Annotated in this window: 17 protein-coding genes and 2 pseudogenes; 8 read left to right on the forward strand and 11 right to left on the reverse strand. The window is 66.1% G+C overall.

Annotation, left to right across the window (positions count from 1 at the left end):
* Nucleotides 1-6: 6 nt before the first annotated feature.
* The 5 genes from D6M19_RS29090 to D6M19_RS29105 all read right to left on the reverse strand — a co-directional run bounded on the left by D6M19_RS29090 (nucleotide 7) and on the right by D6M19_RS29105 (nucleotide 3,646).
* Nucleotides 7-351 carry a hypothetical protein gene (locus tag D6M19_RS29090; protein ID WP_234835106.1) on the reverse strand — a complete coding sequence of 115 codons (345 nt, stop codon included), beginning with the start codon at nucleotides 349-351 and terminating at the stop codon, nucleotides 7-9.
* Nucleotides 348-1,133, reverse strand: a complete 786-nt coding sequence (locus D6M19_RS29095; protein ID WP_123028760.1) for a prolipoprotein diacylglyceryl transferase — start codon at nucleotides 1,131-1,133, stop codon at nucleotides 348-350. The genes D6M19_RS29090 and D6M19_RS29095 overlap by 4 nt, the downstream gene beginning before the upstream one ends.
* An 82-nt stretch (nucleotides 1,134-1,215) precedes the next feature.
* Nucleotides 1,216-1,812, reverse strand: a complete 597-nt coding sequence (locus D6M19_RS29100) for an LLM class flavin-dependent oxidoreductase (RefSeq protein WP_268812344.1) — start codon at nucleotides 1,810-1,812, stop codon at nucleotides 1,216-1,218.
* Nucleotides 1,704-2,069 (reverse strand): LLM class flavin-dependent oxidoreductase, encoded by a 366-nt coding sequence (locus D6M19_RS35145; protein ID WP_268812343.1) that lies wholly within the window; start codon nucleotides 2,067-2,069, stop codon nucleotides 1,704-1,706. The genes D6M19_RS29100 and D6M19_RS35145 overlap by 109 nt, the downstream gene beginning before the upstream one ends.
* Nucleotides 2,070-2,392: 323 nt before the next feature.
* Nucleotides 2,393-3,646: a hypothetical protein gene (locus D6M19_RS29105; protein WP_234835107.1), complete on the reverse strand. Its 1,254-nt coding sequence runs from the start codon at nucleotides 3,644-3,646 to the stop codon at nucleotides 2,393-2,395.
* Nucleotides 3,647-4,222: 576 nt separating this feature from the next.
* Here D6M19_RS29105 and D6M19_RS29115 point away from each other — a divergent pair.
* Together D6M19_RS29115 and D6M19_RS29120 are read left to right on the forward strand one after the other, a co-directional pair.
* A complete protein-coding gene (locus D6M19_RS29115) occupies nucleotides 4,223-4,933 on the forward strand; it encodes an SDR family oxidoreductase (protein ID WP_123028762.1) in 711 nt (236 codons plus the stop codon).
* The gene (locus D6M19_RS29120) at nucleotides 4,930-5,829 is read left to right on the forward strand and encodes an MBL fold metallo-hydrolase (protein WP_123028763.1); all 900 of its coding nucleotides are present in this window, start codon (nucleotides 4,930-4,932) and stop codon (nucleotides 5,827-5,829) included. Before D6M19_RS29115 ends, D6M19_RS29120 begins: the two co-directional genes overlap by 4 nt.
* Before the next feature lie 11 nt (nucleotides 5,830-5,840).
* On the opposite strand, the gene D6M19_RS29125 is transcribed toward D6M19_RS29120, so the two are convergent.
* The 3 genes from D6M19_RS29125 to D6M19_RS29135 form a co-directional block, all read right to left on the reverse strand.
* Nucleotides 5,841-6,032 (reverse strand): hypothetical protein, encoded by a 192-nt coding sequence (locus D6M19_RS29125; protein WP_123028764.1) that lies wholly within the window; start codon nucleotides 6,030-6,032, stop codon nucleotides 5,841-5,843.
* A gap of 82 nt (nucleotides 6,033-6,114) precedes the next feature.
* Nucleotides 6,115-8,088 (reverse strand): glycosyltransferase family 39 protein, encoded by a 1,974-nt coding sequence (locus D6M19_RS29130; RefSeq protein ID WP_234835108.1) that lies wholly within the window; start codon nucleotides 8,086-8,088, stop codon nucleotides 6,115-6,117.
* Nucleotides 8,089-8,150: 62 nt separating this feature from the next.
* On the reverse strand, nucleotides 8,151-9,401 hold the full coding sequence (locus D6M19_RS29135; RefSeq protein WP_123028766.1) for a bifunctional glycosyltransferase family 2/GtrA family protein: 1,251 nt from the start codon (nucleotides 9,399-9,401) through the stop codon (nucleotides 8,151-8,153).
* A gap of 609 nt (nucleotides 9,402-10,010) precedes the next feature.
* On the opposite strand from D6M19_RS29135, the pseudogene D6M19_RS35355 reads away from it, so the two are divergent.
* The 4 genes and pseudogenes from D6M19_RS35355 to D6M19_RS29160 all read left to right on the forward strand — a co-directional run.
* Nucleotides 10,011-10,189 (forward strand): annotated as a pseudogene (locus D6M19_RS35355) (FAD-binding oxidoreductase); the annotation flags it as partial.
* Nucleotides 10,190-10,425: 236 nt separating this feature from the next.
* Nucleotides 10,426-11,010 (forward strand): TetR/AcrR family transcriptional regulator, encoded by a 585-nt coding sequence (locus D6M19_RS29150; RefSeq protein WP_123028769.1) that lies wholly within the window; start codon nucleotides 10,426-10,428, stop codon nucleotides 11,008-11,010.
* The gene (locus D6M19_RS29155) at nucleotides 11,007-11,705 is read left to right on the forward strand and encodes an SDR family NAD(P)-dependent oxidoreductase (RefSeq protein WP_123028770.1); all 699 of its coding nucleotides are present in this window, start codon (nucleotides 11,007-11,009) and stop codon (nucleotides 11,703-11,705) included. Before D6M19_RS29150 ends, D6M19_RS29155 begins: the two co-directional genes overlap by 4 nt.
* Before the next feature lie 84 nt (nucleotides 11,706-11,789).
* Nucleotides 11,790-12,305 carry an MBOE_33420 family protein gene (locus D6M19_RS29160; RefSeq protein WP_123028771.1) on the forward strand — a complete coding sequence of 172 codons (516 nt, stop codon included), beginning with the start codon at nucleotides 11,790-11,792 and terminating at the stop codon, nucleotides 12,303-12,305.
* On the opposite strand, the gene ilvD is transcribed toward D6M19_RS29160, so the two are convergent.
* Nucleotides 12,302-14,002 carry a dihydroxy-acid dehydratase gene (gene ilvD, locus D6M19_RS29165; protein WP_123028772.1) on the reverse strand — a complete coding sequence of 567 codons (1,701 nt, stop codon included), beginning with the start codon at nucleotides 14,000-14,002 and terminating at the stop codon, nucleotides 12,302-12,304. The two genes, D6M19_RS29160 and ilvD, sit on opposite strands and share 4 nt — an antisense overlap.
* 78 nt (nucleotides 14,003-14,080) lie before the next feature.
* Between ilvD and ricR the strand changes: the two genes are divergently transcribed.
* On the forward strand, nucleotides 14,081-14,371 hold the full coding sequence (ricR, locus tag D6M19_RS29170) for a copper-sensing transcriptional repressor RicR (RefSeq protein ID WP_123028773.1): 291 nt from the start codon (nucleotides 14,081-14,083) through the stop codon (nucleotides 14,369-14,371).
* Nucleotides 14,372-14,609: 238 nt separating this feature from the next.
* On the opposite strand, the gene D6M19_RS29175 is transcribed toward ricR, so the two are convergent.
* Complete coding sequence (locus D6M19_RS29175) at nucleotides 14,610-14,909, reverse strand: thiamine-binding protein (protein WP_123028774.1); 300 nt, start codon at nucleotides 14,907-14,909, stop codon at nucleotides 14,610-14,612.
* A gap of 2 nt (nucleotides 14,910-14,911) precedes the next feature.
* Nucleotides 14,912-15,301 carry a PPOX class F420-dependent oxidoreductase gene (locus D6M19_RS29180; RefSeq protein ID WP_123028775.1) on the reverse strand — a complete coding sequence of 130 codons (390 nt, stop codon included), beginning with the start codon at nucleotides 15,299-15,301 and terminating at the stop codon, nucleotides 14,912-14,914.
* 270 nt (nucleotides 15,302-15,571) lie between these two features.
* On the opposite strand from D6M19_RS29180, the pseudogene D6M19_RS34600 reads away from it, so the two are divergent.
* Nucleotides 15,572-16,010, forward strand: a pseudogene (locus D6M19_RS34600) (hypothetical protein); the annotation flags it as partial.

Genomic DNA, 16,010 nt, shown 5'->3' on the forward strand with positions numbered 1-16,010 from the left:
TGGCAGTCACATCGAGTACACCTCCGGATTCAGGCCGGTGCAGATTCCGACCGTGAACAGCGACGTCAGCGCCCAACCGATCATCAGACCCAAACCGAAACCCCGTGCGTTGGAGTTGTATGACGCCAGCATGGCCCCGCCCCCGCCGAAGGCGACGAGAACCAGCACGATCGCGGTGCCGATGATCCCGACGTTGAGGCTGCCGGCGGAGCGCGAACCGCCGGCGAGGAGCCCCACGAAGCCCGCGACGAAGTTGAAGATGAAGTAGACGAAGACACCGAGCACGGCCATGCCTGCGGAGCTGGCAGGCCGCGCGCGCTTCGGAGGCGGTCCCGGGGGTGGGAAGGTCATACGCGTACTTCCTCAGCTCGCGGTTCGGGACGATAGTAGCCACGGCGATAGCCGAACCACAGTCGAACGGCCAGCAGCGGCAGCGTGAACAGTAGAAACCATTGCGGCCGAGTGAGATTCAGCCAAACTAATTCGTTGGCCCGGAAGAACTCCACGACGAACCGGAATGCCGCATACGCCGCGAGGTAGATCACGAACAGCTCACCCGGCCGCGTGACCCTGCTTCTCAGCCACAGCAGTACCACGAATGCCGTGAGTTGGAAGGCGATCTCGTAGAGGAAGGACGGATGCATGGCCTGTCCGGTCAGACATCCCGGACATTCTGGTGTCGAGACCGGGGCGTGCACTCCCCACGGCAATGTGGTGGGACGACCGGGTGCTTCGGCGAGGTAGCACCCGATCCTGCCAATCGCCATCCCAAGTGCCACCGCGGGAGCGAACAGGTCTCCGGTCTTGCCGCGGTAACCGCCGAGTCTCTTGGCGATCAGCACCCCGACGTACGCCCCGGCCAATCCGCCCAGAATGCTCTTCGCTCCGAACTGCCAGGCCTGCGCCAGGTTGGGGTTGGATGCGAAGTCGAGGTGTTCGGCCCAGCCCGACAGTCGCATGCCGACAGCCCCACCGACCAGGGCACCAGCGACTGCCACCAGCGACTGCTCGTTGACCGCACCGCGGCGCCGTGCCTCGTAGAAGAACACGACCGTTGCCGCGAGGACGCCGAGTGCGATGAACAGTCCGTGCACCGGCACGGTGAGAAAGCCACAGTGCCAGTACGGATACATCCCGCGGAATGTAGTTGCTGGGCGATGCCCGCCGCAATAGGGCGTTCGCTCCTTTGCGTGATTGGCACGCTCGCCCACCCGGTCACCCGGCTGCGGCCCGCTCGCGGAGCTCCACCGCGGTCTCGAGCATCTGCGGCGTGCTGGTGAACCAGTCCTGCAGATTGAGATCCACGATGAGCTCGTCTGCGCCGGCCGCTGCGGCCGTTTGGACGTCATCCATGACCTGGTCGAGTGTGCCGACGAACGCCGATCGGTCGGGTCCGGCCGGACGGTCGGTGAAGGTGACGTTTCCCACCACGACAAGCTCCATCCTGCTCGGGTCTCGGCCATACTCAGAAGCCATGTCCCGGATACGGTCCCAGCTCGCGCGCAGTTCGGCGGCCCCGACTAGCCCGGGCGTGGTGAGCAGCGGCAGCCAACCGTCGGCGCGCTTGGCAATGCGCTGCACCGCCCTTGGACTGGTGCTGCGTCCCAGATTGCTGCCACCGCCGCCCAGCATGACGGGGATTCTCGACGCCGGCTTGGGCAGCACCGAGGCGTTGTCGATGACTACGCGAGGACTGCAAAAGGTCACCGGGTCCGGTCCCCACACGGCATCGAAGACGTCCAGCGTCTCGTCGAGGAAGCGGCCGCGATCCGCCCGGGTGGCGCCAGCGCCCGGAGGTCGTCGGAGGACCAGCCGGCGCTCATACCTGCGATCACGCGGCCGCCGCTGAGCTGATCGATCGTAGCCAGCGCCTTGGCCAGCTGGACGGGGGTGTGCTGGGCGGCGATCAAGACGGCAGTACCGAGGCGCAGCGCTTCGGTCGCCACCGCCGCTGCCGTGAGGACTGCCAGGGAGTCGGCGACCTGCCGTGAGGACTCCGGCCACGGCACGCTCGGCGGGGCATAGGGTTCCAGCGGCGACTCCGGGAAGATCAACCGTTCGTAGGTCACAAACTCGCGTATCCGGCCGCTTCGGCCGTTCTCGCTGCTTCGACCACGTCGTGTCGTAGGTCCACGCCCAACCTCTGGGGCAGCCGAAGTCCGAGTTTCTGCCAGCAGAGCCTGCGCTACAGCCGTTCCACGCTCCCGTGGCAGGTCAAGTCGCCCGGCAACGCCGAAACGTTCTCGTGATCGCGCTGGAGGCCTCTTCGTATCTGAACGGCACTGTCGACTACAGTCGAGCGTCGCCAACGACGTTCATGAATCATGTTGCGTCGCAGCGCGTCACCGGCAAGGCCAATTCGGTAACCGTGCCCAATGCGAAACTCTAATAGTCACTTCCCGCTCGGGTAGAGAAGGACGTACTCGATGCCGCCGCCCTTGGTGATCGGCGCCCCGAGTAGCACGTTCGAGGTGTTAGTCACGGGATCGTAGGTCACCAGCGATGTTGCGCCGTTGCAGCCGACCCCTCCGAGGATCACCAGCTTGTCACCGCTCACCCCTCGGAGTTCGGCGCTGTCAGAGACACCGGGGATGTCGACCCGTTGTGTGCCCCCGTCCGGCGTCAGTCGGGACACGAACGCGGTGCCGCACCCTCCCGCGGTCGGCAGGAACGTGCCACTGGGCAGTTCGTATGCGTCCCAGTTGCCCAGGTTGTCCTCGAAGTGAGGATCGTTCCCCTCGCGCGTGTTGACCCCTGTCAACGCTGACGGCTTGCCGCCGTCGAGCGGGACCTTCCATAGCTGCTCCCCCGCGCCGCCGCAGTGCGTGAGGATCACCCCGGGGGTCCACCACCTCACCGGGGTGCACTTCGCCTCGGGCATCGGCGTCGGCAGTGTGCGGGCAATTGACCCGTCGTTGCTTATCACCACCAGGCTGTTGTCGGTCCTCGGCGCGATGTCGTTGCCGAGGTTCTCGGTGGCCAATACGAGCTGAGTTCCGTCGGGCGTCTGCAGATAGTCGCCACCGAACCGTCCCGCACCACCCAGATCCTTCGTCGGGTAGACCAATTGCTCGTTGCCCGCCATGTCGATCCGCTTGAGCGTGGCGGACTCGTCCCCACCGAAATCGGTCACCAGCAGTGCCTTGCCGTCCGGACTGGCGTAGGCCGCGTTCTCGTCGACCGGAACGGAGCTCCGCGCGCCGGTGTGCAGATCTATGGAGATTGCCGTGAAATCGAACCCGTGCACCGACCTGAAAAGGGCATGGCTGCCGTCGGCTGACCAGTCGACCAGGCCGGGCATGCCATCGGCCGGTGGGAATTCGGTGATGGAATACCGGTCACCGGCCGGGCTGACGAGATACAACACATTGGTCGCGGTCTCGGGCGTCGGTTCGCCAGGCACGGGTTGGTCGTCGGGCTTGTGTGGCGTGACGGGGGTCCAGACGGCAAGCATCCAGCCGGGACCGACCTGTGGCCAAGGCACGTCTGCGATACCGCGCTCGGCGCGCTGATCGACCGCGGGCGTCGCGGCGGGCGTGACCGATGCCGACGGAGTGGGGCTGCCCGGACTGGACTGGCTCGCAGTAGAACTCGATGACGACGAGCAGCCGGCCACGAGCAGCACCACCGAGGCGGCGATACTCACACTGGCACGCCACACGACGAGAGTTGAGACATGCTTCACGACGATCCCTTTCGTAAATGTTCGGATGTAGCGGTCAGGTCGGGACGTGGTTCATCGCTGTTCCGCGGCTACGGCATCAAAGCATCGCGGGTCGTTGAAGCCCACCAGGTTGTCGCTCGGCGCGGTAAAACCCCGTATGCGCCTCCGTCACCTCCCCCTCCTTGAATGCTGCAGCGGGCGTCTTGTCGAATTCTTGGAAGCGTCAGCCGACCCAAGGGAAAACCAGATTGGCGCGCCGGCCTCGACATCGATCGGAGCGCGGCGGACCCGCACGTAGTCCCACACCCTCGAATACGACAACTCGGCCAGCGCCCGGATCGACAGTCCATCGACACGGGCATCTCGACGAACCTCGGCGAACAACTCCACACGCAGTCCCATCGGACCTCCACCCAACTCGTTCCAACCATGGAACTGACGTTGAAGTGGTCCTGAATCAAACCCGTCACGTCCGCCCCGAATCAAACTGCCACAGCCAGGAAAAGTCCCTTCAGAACGTTGTAGTGATCACCAGCGACGATTCATCAGGAGGACACCATGTCACCACGACGGGTATTGATCACCGGCGCCTCGAAGGGGATCGGGCGCGCCGTCGCCGACCGGGTGGCCGGCGCCGGCAACATCCCGGTCGGCCTTGCGCGCAGCGGACCCGCAGACTTTCCGGGCGAGTTCTATGAGGTCGACCTTGCCGACCGCGCCGCCACCGCGGACGTGCTGGATGCGGTCCTCGCGGCCGGGCCGATCGATGCCGTGGTCAACAACGTGGGGTTCGTCCGGTTCGGTCGCATCGGGTCGATCGATCTGGATCACCTGTTCGACACCTATGACGTGAACGTGCGCGTCGCCGTTCAGGTCGTGCAGGCGACGTTGCCGGGGATGCTCGCCGCGGGATGGGGTCGCATCGTCAACGTCACCAGTCTGACCACCCTCGGTACACCCGAACGCACGCCCTACGCGGCGGCGAAGGCGGCGCTGGAGGCGTGCACCCGGATCTGGGCAAAGGAGCTGGCCGCGACGGGCGTGACGGCCAACGCGGTCGCGCCGGGGCCCACCGAAACCGAGCTGTACCGCGAGCGCAGCCCGATCGGTTCCGAGCGAGAAGCCCGCCTGCTGGAGAGCGTTCCGATGCGGCGCGTCGGTTCACCGCGGGAGGTCGCCCACGCCATCCACGCCCTGCTCGACGAGGACGCCGGCTACATCACCGGCCAGGTCCTGCGGGCCGACGGCGGCGGGAGCATCGCAGGATGAACCCGACGGCAGCGATCGGCCAACCGGGCGATCCGGCGGCGGTGCGGTCGGTGACGTTCGACGACGTGGCCGCCATCTACGTGGTGGACGGGGTGTTGACCATGCGGCCGGAGACCTTCTTTCCCGAAACACCGCGCCAGGCATGGGATCACCTTTGCACCACGGCCGGCGAACTGGTGATGAGCGCGGGCGGTCTGCTGGTTCGGATAGCGGGAACGACGGTGCTCATCGACGCCGGCGTCGGGACGGCGACCAAGTCGTTCGCCTTCGGCGGCGTCGACTGCGGGTCGATGCTGGAGGTTCTCGACTCGCTCGAGGTTCGCCCCGAAGACATCGACGTGTTGGCCGTCACGCACCTGCACTTCGACCACGCTGGCTGGGCTTTCGCGGATGGCGCCAGGACGTTTCCCAACGCCCGGTATGCGTTCTCCGCACAGGAATGGGCACCGCATGCGGCAGGCCACCTCGGTGAGGGGGAGGTGGCGCCACGGCATGTCATTTCCCAGTTGGCTTCCGGTAGTGCCGATTTCGAGCTGTTCGACGACGGCGATGAGATCGTGCCTGGCGTACGGGCACTCGTTACACCGGGCCACACACCCGGACACACGTCATACGTGATCACCTCGCACACCGGCCGTCGACTCGTCGCATTCGGGGACGCCTTCCACAGCAGCACGCAAGTGACGCACCCCGACTGGATGTCGATCGCCGATACGGATGCAACCGCTGTCATAGCGACGCGCCATCGCCTGCTGGATCGACTGTCCGAACCCGACACCTTCGGATTCGGATGCCACTTCGGCGATCAGCCCTTTGGCCGGGTTGTGGCGGATGCCTCCGGGCAGGTGACGTGGGAACCGATTCCGTCAGCAGTATTGGCGCCGCCTCCGCGGTAGCCGAGCAATGATCAGAACCTGCGAGCGGTCAACCCGACCAGTTCGGGGTTGAGCGCGGCGACGTGATCGCGGTTCTCTTCGGCCCAGGTGCGGATCAGGCCGAGTGGAACCGCGGCGCCGGCACCGAGTTCGGTCAGGCCCGAGCTCTTGGCGCCGACCCGCCGAGGTCCCGAGTTGAACGCGCCGTCGCCGACGCGCCGCAAGCTTATTAGGAGGAGCCGCCGAGGTGTTGGTTGGTCCAAGCGCCAGAGTGGCAGTGCCAACGGAACTCGGGCGCGGTACTTCTCAGGAACCGGCCAGCGGTTTGGTCAGGTCGTAGAGCGTGACACCGTCGACTTCGAGCGGTGTGAATTCCTGCTTGACCCAGTCCTTGATGCGGTCTGCCTCCGTGGACTCGCCGACTCCTTGTGGCGCGGCAGGCGCGCTGGAAACGTCTATACCCTTGGGCAGGCCGAGGTTTGTCGACTCGATGTAATAGTGCACGCGGCCATCGGCGACGTAGTCCTGGAATTGTTCCAGTGTCGGAGCGGGATCAGACGATGCGAAGCCGCCGAGCGCTATCACCGGCTGGCTGGTGGCCAGCTGGTAGTAGCCGGCTTCAGTGGAACCGGGTGCAGCGGCTACCCAGGTGTAGCTGTCGCTGTTGGCAGACAGCGTTGTGACCATCTCTGCCGAGACCTCTTTGTCGGTTTGCTCCGGCGGCCCGGCGGTCGGTCCGGAATCGGAGCTGCCAACCGAAGCCATCCCGGGGATGCCCTTACCAGGAATCTGTGGGCCTGCGGTGATGACGCCGCCGGTGTGGGCGACTGTGAGGGTCTGGATCGAGTAGGACAGCGGGCCGGCGAGCGCCATCACGAGAGCGGCCGCCGCGGCCACCGATTGAATTCGAGGGCGTCGCAGGGTCGGCAGTGCGGTGATCGCCAGCGCCGCCGCGGCGAGGATCGCCGCCGCGAGGACGACCCAGCGCAGCCAGCCGACGAAATCTGGGGTGCGACCGAGCAACACCCAAGCCCATCCACCAGTCACCGCAATTGTTGTAGCGAGAATGGTGATGGCCCAGGTCTTTTCGCGGCGGTGCCACAGGTCGGCCGCACCGACTCCGGCAAGCGCGGCGATCGCGGGTGTCAGTGCGACGGTGTAGTAGTCGTGGTAAAGGCCCGACATGAAGCTGAACACACCCGCGGTACCGATCAGCCAGCCACCCCACACCAGATACTGCGCGCGGTTCGGGTCGGTGCGCGGGCGGCGCGAGGATGCGATCAAACCGACGACGAGAAGGATCACGGCGGCGGGCAACAGCCAGGAGATCTGGCCGCCCGACTCACCGCTGAACAACCGTGCGAAGCCCGGCTCGCCGAACGGGCTGGCACCCCCACCGGGCATTTCAGGCCTTGATCCGACGCCGGGCGTGTTGCTCTCTCCACCCAAGAGCCGGCCGAAGCCGTTGTAGCCGAAGGTCAAATCGAGGAAGCTGTTGTTCTCCGATCCACCGATATAAGGACGACTGTCCGCGGGCCAAAGTTCAACCAGCAGCACCCACCAACCCGCTGCGACGATCACTGCGCCGAGGCCGGCCAGCAGTTGCGCAAGCCGGACACGCAGCCGGGTCGGACCGACAATCAGATAGGTCAATGCCAGCCCCGGCATGACGAGCAGAACCTGCAGCTGTTTGGTCAAGAAGCCCAATCCGAGCAGGGCGCCGCACAGCAAAAGCCAGCGGGTACGACCGTCGGAGACGGCGCGCAACAAGGCCCACACCGAGGCGACCATCAGAAAGGTCAGCAGCGCATCGGGATTGTTATAGCGGAACATCAACGTGGCCACCGGTGTCAGCGCCAGGACTGTGCCGGCGATCAATCCCGCCACGGGCCCGAACTGCTTCTTGACGATCACGTAGAGCAGTGCAACGGAAGCCACACCGAGGAGGACCTGCGGCAGCTGGATCGACCACGTATTGACCCCGAAGATCCGGGCGGAGATCTCCATCGGCCACAGTGAGGCGGGAGGTTTGTCCACTGTGATGACGTTGGCGGCGTCGGAGGAGCCGAACAGGAACGCCTTCCAGCTCTTGGTACCTGCCTGCACGGCGGCGGAGTAAAACGCGTTCGCCCATCCGTTCCGGCTCAGGCCGATGCACCAGAACGCCGCAGTGGCGACCAGCAGGGCCGCTAGCGCGGGCCGCGCCCACCGCGGATCTGGCTGTGGTTCATCGATATCGGTGGCTAAGGGTCGCTGCGTGGTGTCCGCGAGTGCGGGCATCGTCATCCTCTCGCTCAGCGTGTTCGCTGGTGTACGGGTGTTCTTGGGTGGGCGTGGGGTGTTCAGCCGCGGTTGGGGTGAAATACCCAGCCGCGCAGCAGCGTGAAGCGCAGTGCGGTTGCGGTGAGGTTGGCGCCGATCAGCGCCGAGAGTTCCAGCCAGTGCGGGGTCGGGGATGCCAAGCTGTGCACGGCGAGTAGCGAGCCACTGGTGAGTGCCAGCGCGAGCGTGAAGACGGCGAATCCTTCGGCATGGTGGCGCACCAAGCTGTCTCGGCCCCGCGCGCCGAAGGTGAAGCGGCGATTGGCTGCGGTGTTGCCGATCGCGGTGATCAGAAGCGCGATCAGGTTCGCGGCCTGGGCGCCGGTGGCGGCATGCAGCAGGGAGAAGATCACTAGGTACGCTAGCGTCGAGGCCACCCCGACGGCCGCGAAGCGGACAGCCTGGCGCATCAGGTTGCGCGGGGCGGCGGCCCGGCCCGAACCGAGCTGGGCAGCGATCTCCCGAACCGGGATCGCCCCGCTGGCAAAGCCTTTGAGCATGCGCGCGATGCCTTTGAGGTCCGCGGTGGCGGTGGCGACGATGTCGACCCGGCTGTCGGGGTCGTCGACCCAGTCGACCGGCACCTCGTGGATACGCAGGCCGGAGCGCTCGGCCAGTACCAGTAACTCGGTGTCGAAGAACCAGCCGGTGTCCTCGACGTGGGGTAACAACCGGGCGGCCACGTCGGCGCGGATTGCCTTGAATCCGCATTGCGCATCAGAGAATTTCGCGGCCAGCGTCGAGCGCAGGATCAGGTTGTAGCACCGCGAGATGACTTCGCGCTTGGCGCCGCGAACCACGCGCGAGCTGCGGGCCAGTCGGGTGCCGATTGCCAGATCGGAATGACCCGAGATCAGCGGAGCCAGCAGTGGCTGCAGCGCGGCCAGGTCGGTGGACAGGTCGACGTCCATGTAGGCCAGTACTGGCGCGTCCGACGAGGACCACACTGTGTGCAGCGCCCGGCCCCGGCCCTTCTGCTCCAGCCGAACGACTCGTACACCGTCGAGTTCGTCGGCGAGTTCAGCGGCGATGCGAGGTGTTTCGTCGATACTGGCGTTGTCGGCGATCGTGATTCGCGCGGTGAACGGCATTGTCTCGGCAAGATAGCGGTGCAGGCGACGGACAGATGCGGCAAGGGCGGCCTGTTCGTTGTACACCGGAACCACCACGTCGACGACCGGCACCCTGCGGTCCCGGGCCCCGGCAATGACATTCGGCCGTGCTGCCACCGCTGTCGAAACGGCCAAACTGTCAACCACGCTCTGAGTCATGACTACATCGTGGGGGGTTGCCATGGGCGGACTCTGGGTTGAACCTGGGTGGCTGCTATGAAGATCAGCCAATCTGGCCGATGCCCGCCTACCGGCGATTCCGCAGCGGCGGTCTGGTCGGTCGGACGGGCATGGGCGGGCTCACATGCGATTCCTAAAGTGCGGCTACGTGGGGCACACGTCTGCGCCGTAGCGTCGAAATCGTCACTGTCAGTGACACATACAGAAGGAGGCGATTCGTGGTAAACCGAAGAACTCACGTCCGCATGGCTGCCGGTTCTGTCGCTGTTTGTGGCGGTATGGCGTTGGCCGCTGTCGGGTTCGGAGCCGGGACGGCAAACGCCTTCCCCTTACCACCACCGCCGCCCGGGCCGGGTCTGTGCCTGCCGTTTCTGCCGTGTGGGGGCCCACCCCCGCCGCCGGCACCGATGATGGGCCCCGGTCCCGGGTTCGGTCCAGGCGTTCCATTCCTGCCTGGCCGCGGTTTCTAACCGGATCGGAGCAGCATGTTGCGGCGCGTGGACCACGGTCTGCGCGCCGCACTTCGCGTGCAGTGGCACCGCGAGTTGGTTCGAAGCGGTGATGAGCAACTATCCGACCGGATACCGATATGCCACCGACAACATGTGGACGTCGGCGCCTGCGGTTGACCTGCTGCCTGGCGTCCGCCGCATCATCGCGAAACCATGCCGCCGCACCCGTCGCACTTCCTGTGGCTGAACTGGGGACCGTCGCATGCCCGTGAAGACATGGCCTACAGCCTCGAGGACGACATCTATCTCGCGCTCTAAACCGCCTGGCAGGACCCCGCGGACGACTACGACACCCCGTTCGCCGAGTTCTTCCAACCGGAGATGGCGGCGCTGCCACCCCATGTCGTCGAGGCGCTCGAACACGCCCCGCAGGCCGCTCGGCATGCACATCGCGCGGTTGGGGTCGAGCGATCCCGTGCTGTACGACCGGTTCGGCCAGACCTAGGGTCCACTTTACGATCGGCAAGTGATCTCCTGTACGGTCGTAAAGTATGGCGACCGTCGCGGTACAGACAGCGAGTGCTGCCGACACCCGGCAGCGCCTCATCGACGTCGCCGTCGACCTGTTCACGCGGCACAGCTTCGCGGGCACCTCGCTGCAGATGATCGCCGACGAGATGGGCTTCACGAAGGCAGCTATCTACTACCACTTCCGCACCCGCGAGGAGCTGCTCGCCGCCGTCGTCGAACCGATCTTCGAGCAGCTGAGCCGCATCATCACCGCCGCCGAGTCGCACCGCAGCGCCGGCGCCCGCGCCGACCACATGCTGCGCGGATACGCCGAACTGGCGGTGGCCAACCGTGCCCTCGTCTCGGTGCTCGCCTGCGATCCGAGCGTGACGACCCTGCTGCGCGACCAGCCCCATTGGGCGGAGCTGATCAATCGGCAGCTGGCTCTGCTCGCCGGAGATGCGCAGGACGCCTGCGGCCTGATCAAGGCCACCGTCGTGCTCGCGGGAATCTCGAGTGCCGTCGGACCGGCGTGGATCGCCGTCGGCGACGACGACCTGCTGCGGCATCTGGTGAACACAGGACGGCGCACGCTGGGGCTGCGCAGGAAAGGAAACCCCTCATGAAGACAGCTGTCGTCACCGGTGGAGCATCGGGCATCGGCCGCGCCATCGCACAGCGACTCGAAGCCGACGGCCATCACGTCGCCACGATCGACCTGCAGCGCTGCGACGCCGACTTCGCCTATACCGCCGACGTCACCGACCGCGAACAGGTCGACGCCGCGCTCGGCAAGATACGCGCACGGCTCGGGCCGGTGTCGATTTTGGTGAATGCCGCTGGGCTGGAAGGGTTCTCACGTTTCGCCGACCTCTCCTTCGCGGACTGGCAGCGGGTGATCAACGTCAACCTCAACGGTGTCTTCCACTGCTGCCAGGCCGTGCTGCCCGACATGGTCGAGGCGGGCTGGGGACGGATCGTGAACATCAGCTCGTCGAGCACGCACTCGGGGGTGGCGGGCATGGCGCACTACGTCGCGGCCAAGTCCGCCGTGAACGGCCTGACCAAGTCGCTGGCGCTGGAGTATGGCCCGAAAGGCATCACCGTGAACGCGGTGCCGCCCGGGTTCATCGACACGCCAATGCTGCGCAGCGCTGAGGAGCGCGGATATACCGATGTGGAGAAGGCGATCGCGATGACTCCGGTCCGCCGGATGGGCAGGCCCGAGGACATCGCCGCGGCGTGCGCATTCCTGGTCTCCGAGGAGGCCGGCTACATCACCGGCCAGATCCTCGGAGTGAATGGCGGACGGAATACATAGCGGGGCGACGCCGGTATTGGTAATCGCGCTTCAGCGAATCGAGAAGATGGTCCGCTAGCCGCCTCGATGTGCTACCCAGGCGCAATGAGGAAAGTAACCCTGTTCGGCGCCCTAGCTGCAGGCGCCCTTTCGATCGTGTCGCCCGTCGCCCATGCGGATCGCGCTGAACCGCCGCCGATCTACGGGTACTACAACGTGTTCGTCGACTTCGCGAAGCAGACGTTCAACGGTACGCCGACACCGATGGAGTCGAAAACCTTTCCCGTCCTGTTCACCACCACCTGTGATGTGAACGGTTGTGTCGTGCGCATGGACAACATGGATGACCAAAAGCGCAACCCCGGAGCCCCTTTGGAATTCGAATACCGATGGAACAACGGCCGGTGGGAGACGAGCGGGGAGCAACCCTACCTCTGTCAGCGCACCGACCCCGACAGCGGAGTGCCGTCCCGGCGCTCGGACTACTGGATCCCGAATCCCGACGGCAGCTTCTTCGGAGAGCGGACCTTAGTCGTTGACGGCGCCGGCTGCCCCGGTGAGGGACCCGGCACCCATTGGGTGCCGATCTCGCTGACACCTATCGACCCGCCTCCCGGCTAGCCGCAGACCGCTCCGTTGGCCGCCGAGCCGACGAGCTTGGTGTACTTCGCCAGCACGCCGGTGGTGTAGACGGGGGGCAGCGGCTCGAATCCTGCTTTGCGCGAATCGAACTCGTCCTTATCGACCAGCACGTCCAGCGTGCCCTTGGCGACGTCGAGCCGGATCTTGTCGCCGTCGCGAAGAAACGCGATCGGCCCGCCGTCGACCGCCTCTGGTGCGATGTGCCCGACGCACAGTCCGGTGGTCCCGCCGGAGAACCGCCCGTCGGTCATCAGCAGAACGTCCTTGCCGAGCCCCGCGCCCTTGATCGCGCCGGTGATGGCGAGCATCTCGCGCATGCCAGGACCGCCCTTGGGTCCCTCATAGCGGATGACGACGACGTCGCCATTGGTGATCGTGCCGTCCTCGAGCGCATCCAGCGCGGCCCGCTCGCGCTCGAAAACCCTTGCGGTGCCTTCGAACACATCGGAGTCGAAGCCCGCCGACTTGACCACCGCGCCGTCCGGAGCCAACGACCCGTGCAGGATCGTGATGCCACCGGTCGGGTGGATGGGATTGTCCAGCGCGCGCAGCACCTTGCCGTCGGGGTCGGGCGGCGCGATGTGGGCGAGGTTCTCCGCCATGGTCTTTCCCGTCACGGTGAGGCAATCGCCGTGCATCAGGCCGGCGTCCAGCAGTGCCTTCATCACCACGGGCACACCGCCGATGTGGTCGACGTCGAACATCACGTGCTTGCCGAACGGCTTCACGTTCGCCAGGTGGGGCACCTTCTCGCCGATGCGGGTGAAGTCTTCGAGCGTCAGCTTGACGTTGGCCTCATGCGCGATGGCCAGCAGATGCAGCACCGCGTTCGTGGACCCGCCGAACGCCATCACCACTGCGATCGCGTTGTCGAACGCCTCCTTGGTGAGGATGTCGCGGGCGGTGATGCCGCGGCGCAGCAGCTCGACGACGGCCTGTCCGCTGCGCCTGGCGAACCCGTCGCGCCGCCGGTCGGTGGCGGGCGGGGCCGCGCTGCCAGGCAGCGACATGCCGAGCGCCTCGGCGGCCGACGCCATGGTGTTGGCGGTGTACATGCCGCCGCACGCGCCTTCGCCGGGGCAGATGGCCCGCTCGATGGCGTCGACGTCCGCGCGCGACATCAGCCCGCGTGCACACGCGCCGACCGCCTCGAACGCGTCGATGATCGTCACATCCATTTCGGTGCCATCGGACAGCGTGGCCTTGCCGGGCAGGATCGAGCCCGCGTAAAGAAAGACGCTTGCGAGGTCGAGTCGGGCGGCGGCCATCAGCATGCCGGGCAGCGACTTGTCGCAGCCGGCCAACAGCACCGAGCCGTCGAGACGCTCTGCCTGCATGACGACCTCGACGCTGTCGGCGATCACCTCGCGGGACACCAGCGAGAAATGCATGCCTTCGTGGCCCATCGAAATACCGTCGGACACCGAGATGGTGCCGAACTCCATCGGGTAGCCGCCCGCGGCGAACACGCCGTCCTTGACGGCCTTGGCCAGCCGGTCCAGCGACAGGTTGCACGGGGTGATCTCGTTCCACGACGACCCGACGCCGATCTGCGGTTTGGCGAAGTCGTCGTCCTCCATGCCGATAGCCCGGAGCATCCCGCGGGCGGCGGTCTTCTCGAGGCCGTCGGTGACGTCGCGGCTGCGGGGCTTGATGTCGGGAGTCTCTGAGGGCATGACTAGCAGTATGCCCGCGGCGTTTCACCCGGCCAAACAGATATGCATACCCCGGAGGGGTACCGGTACTCTGGAGCTATGACCGCCCCGCACGGCTACACGTCCAACAAGGACAACTACGCCAAAAGGATGCGCCGCATTGAAGGCCAAGTCCGCGGCATCGCGAAGATGATCGACGAGGACAAGTACTGCATCGATGTCCTCACTCAGATCAGCGCCGTGAACAGCGCCCTACAGTCGGTCGCGCTCAGCCTGCTCGACGAGCACCTCGGCCACTGCGTCAGCCAAGCCGTCTCCGAAGGCGGCGACGAGGCCGAGGCGAAACTGGCCGAGGCGTCGGCTGCGATCGCCCGCCTCGTGCGGTCCTGACCTACCTGCGCGGTCCGCGTACTTCCGTGCGGCCCGGGAGCGCGTGGCGTACTGCCCGCCTCACAGCGACTAATTCGCTTATACGGAAAGCCTTTCGGTGTTAGCGAAACTGTCGCTCGAAGGCGGGCACCTAGAGAGTGGTCGCCGCTCGAAGGTGGGCACCGCTCGGAGGTGGGCACCGCTCGGAGGTGGGCACCTAGAGGGCGGGCGCCGCTCGAGTGCTGACACAGGAACGCGGCTACGTGCCGAGTTCGCGCTCGATCCGCTCAACCTTGGCCGTCAGTTGACCGGTATGTCCTGGACGGATGTCGGCCTTGAGCACCAGGCTCACCCGGGGCGCCGCAACCGCAACCACATCGACCGCGCGCTTCACCACCGCCATCACCTCATCCCACTCGCCCTCGATGTTGGTGAACATCGCGTTGGTTTCGTTGGGCAGCCCGGATTCCCGAACGACCCGCACCGCCTCGGCCACGGCCGCACCCACACCACCGCTGTCGTCCCCGCCCGACGGGCTGACGCTGAACGCGACAAGCATGACTACTGCTTCGTGAAACCGGTCGGGCGCACCACCACGATCACCCGGTCCGCCTTATCGGGCGGCGGCTCGGTCAGCGGGCCGCTGTAGCGGTCGTTGAGCTCCAGATAGAACGCGCCGGTCGGATCGGGGATGATCTCCTCGACGATGCCGCGGACCTCGAGATACCGATACGGCGTGTCCGGGTCGATGATCGACATCGCCACATTCGGATTCGCCGCGAAATTGCGGTACTTCTGCCGTTTGGTGGTGTGGGTGAACCGCAGCAGCTCGCCATCCCAGGCGAACCACATCGGGTTGACCTGCGGATTGCCGTCCGGCCTCACCGTGGCCAGATGCCCGTAGTTGGGGCCCTCGAGCAGCGACTCGTAACCCTCTGGAATGGCGACCATCGCGATCCTCTCTCGTTGGCTGATGTTTCAACTCCCCGGGACAACCTGGTTGCCCGGCATCTGCATTCCTAGCCGATGCGGTGATTACCCGGCCTGTCCGCACATCGTTGCGGTAACCAGCAGGAAGTAACGTCGAACACCCGACGACGATGAACACAGCAGCTCAGCGTCATTCTCTGGACAGTTGTCCGGGTTGCGGAAGGCCTCAACGGTGTTAGCCGGTCGTCACGCTGTGCGAGACTGGTCGAAGCTTTGACTGGAGGTGTTCGCATGCCGCAGCGCACGATGCGCAAGCTTGTGACCGCGACGATCGCGGTTGGTCTGATCGGTGGACTGGGGTTCGGCAGCCCCCTGGCATTCGCCGATCCCGAACCGACCCCGGAGCCATTCGGTCCCCTGCCCGGCCCGGTCCCGGCCGCCGAGGCGCCCGCCGCTGAGGCACCGATCGACCCGGCCGCCGCGATCGCACCGCCGGCACCCGGGCCGCAAGTCGCGCCGCCCGTCGACCCGCTGGCCGCGCCCCCCGCTCCCGCACCCGTGGACCCGCTCGCCCCGCCTGCCGACCCGCTCGCCCCGGCTGCCGACCCGTCCGCACCGCCCGCCGATCCGTTCGCCGCGCGACCTGTCTCTTATCCCCATCCAGCGCCGCCCGCCACGGCTCACGGTGGGTCCTCCGGCGTCGACGGTGCACTCACCCATAGAGAGCACA

Source organism: Mycolicibacterium stellerae, assembly GCF_003719305.1.
In the GTDB taxonomy this organism is placed as follows: domain Bacteria; phylum Actinomycetota; class Actinomycetes; order Mycobacteriales; family Mycobacteriaceae; genus Mycobacterium; species Mycobacterium stellerae.

What these genes read in the sequence shown, in the direction of transcription:
- D6M19_RS29090 (WP_234835106.1), bottom strand. Translation starts at nt 351, where the DNA reads ATGACCTTCCCACCCCCGGGACCGCCTCCGAAGCGCGCGCGGCCTGCC.
- D6M19_RS29095 (WP_123028760.1), bottom strand. Translation starts at nt 1,133, where the DNA reads ATGTATCCGTACTGGCACTGTGGCTTTCTCACCGTGCCGGTGCACGGA.
- D6M19_RS29115 (WP_123028762.1), top strand. Translation starts at nt 4,223, where the DNA reads ATGTCACCACGACGGGTATTGATCACCGGCGCCTCGAAGGGGATCGGG.
- D6M19_RS29120 (WP_123028763.1), top strand. Translation starts at nt 4,930, where the DNA reads ATGAACCCGACGGCAGCGATCGGCCAACCGGGCGATCCGGCGGCGGTG.
- D6M19_RS29130 (WP_234835108.1), bottom strand. Translation starts at nt 8,088, where the DNA reads ATGCCCGCACTCGCGGACACCACGCAGCGACCCTTAGCCACCGATATC.
- D6M19_RS29135 (WP_123028766.1), bottom strand. Translation starts at nt 9,401, where the DNA reads ATGACTCAGAGCGTGGTTGACAGTTTGGCCGTTTCGACAGCGGTGGCA.
- D6M19_RS29150 (WP_123028769.1), top strand. Translation starts at nt 10,426, where the DNA reads ATGGCGACCGTCGCGGTACAGACAGCGAGTGCTGCCGACACCCGGCAG.
- D6M19_RS29155 (WP_123028770.1), top strand. Translation starts at nt 11,007, where the DNA reads ATGAAGACAGCTGTCGTCACCGGTGGAGCATCGGGCATCGGCCGCGCC.
- D6M19_RS29160 (WP_123028771.1), top strand. Translation starts at nt 11,790, where the DNA reads ATGAGGAAAGTAACCCTGTTCGGCGCCCTAGCTGCAGGCGCCCTTTCG.
- ilvD (WP_123028772.1), bottom strand. Translation starts at nt 14,002, where the DNA reads ATGCCCTCAGAGACTCCCGACATCAAGCCCCGCAGCCGCGACGTCACC.
- ricR (WP_123028773.1), top strand. Translation starts at nt 14,081, where the DNA reads ATGACCGCCCCGCACGGCTACACGTCCAACAAGGACAACTACGCCAAA.
- D6M19_RS29175 (WP_123028774.1), bottom strand. Translation starts at nt 14,909, where the DNA reads ATGCTTGTCGCGTTCAGCGTCAGCCCGTCGGGCGGGGACGACAGCGGT.
- D6M19_RS29180 (WP_123028775.1), bottom strand. Translation starts at nt 15,301, where the DNA reads ATGGTCGCCATTCCAGAGGGTTACGAGTCGCTGCTCGAGGGCCCCAAC.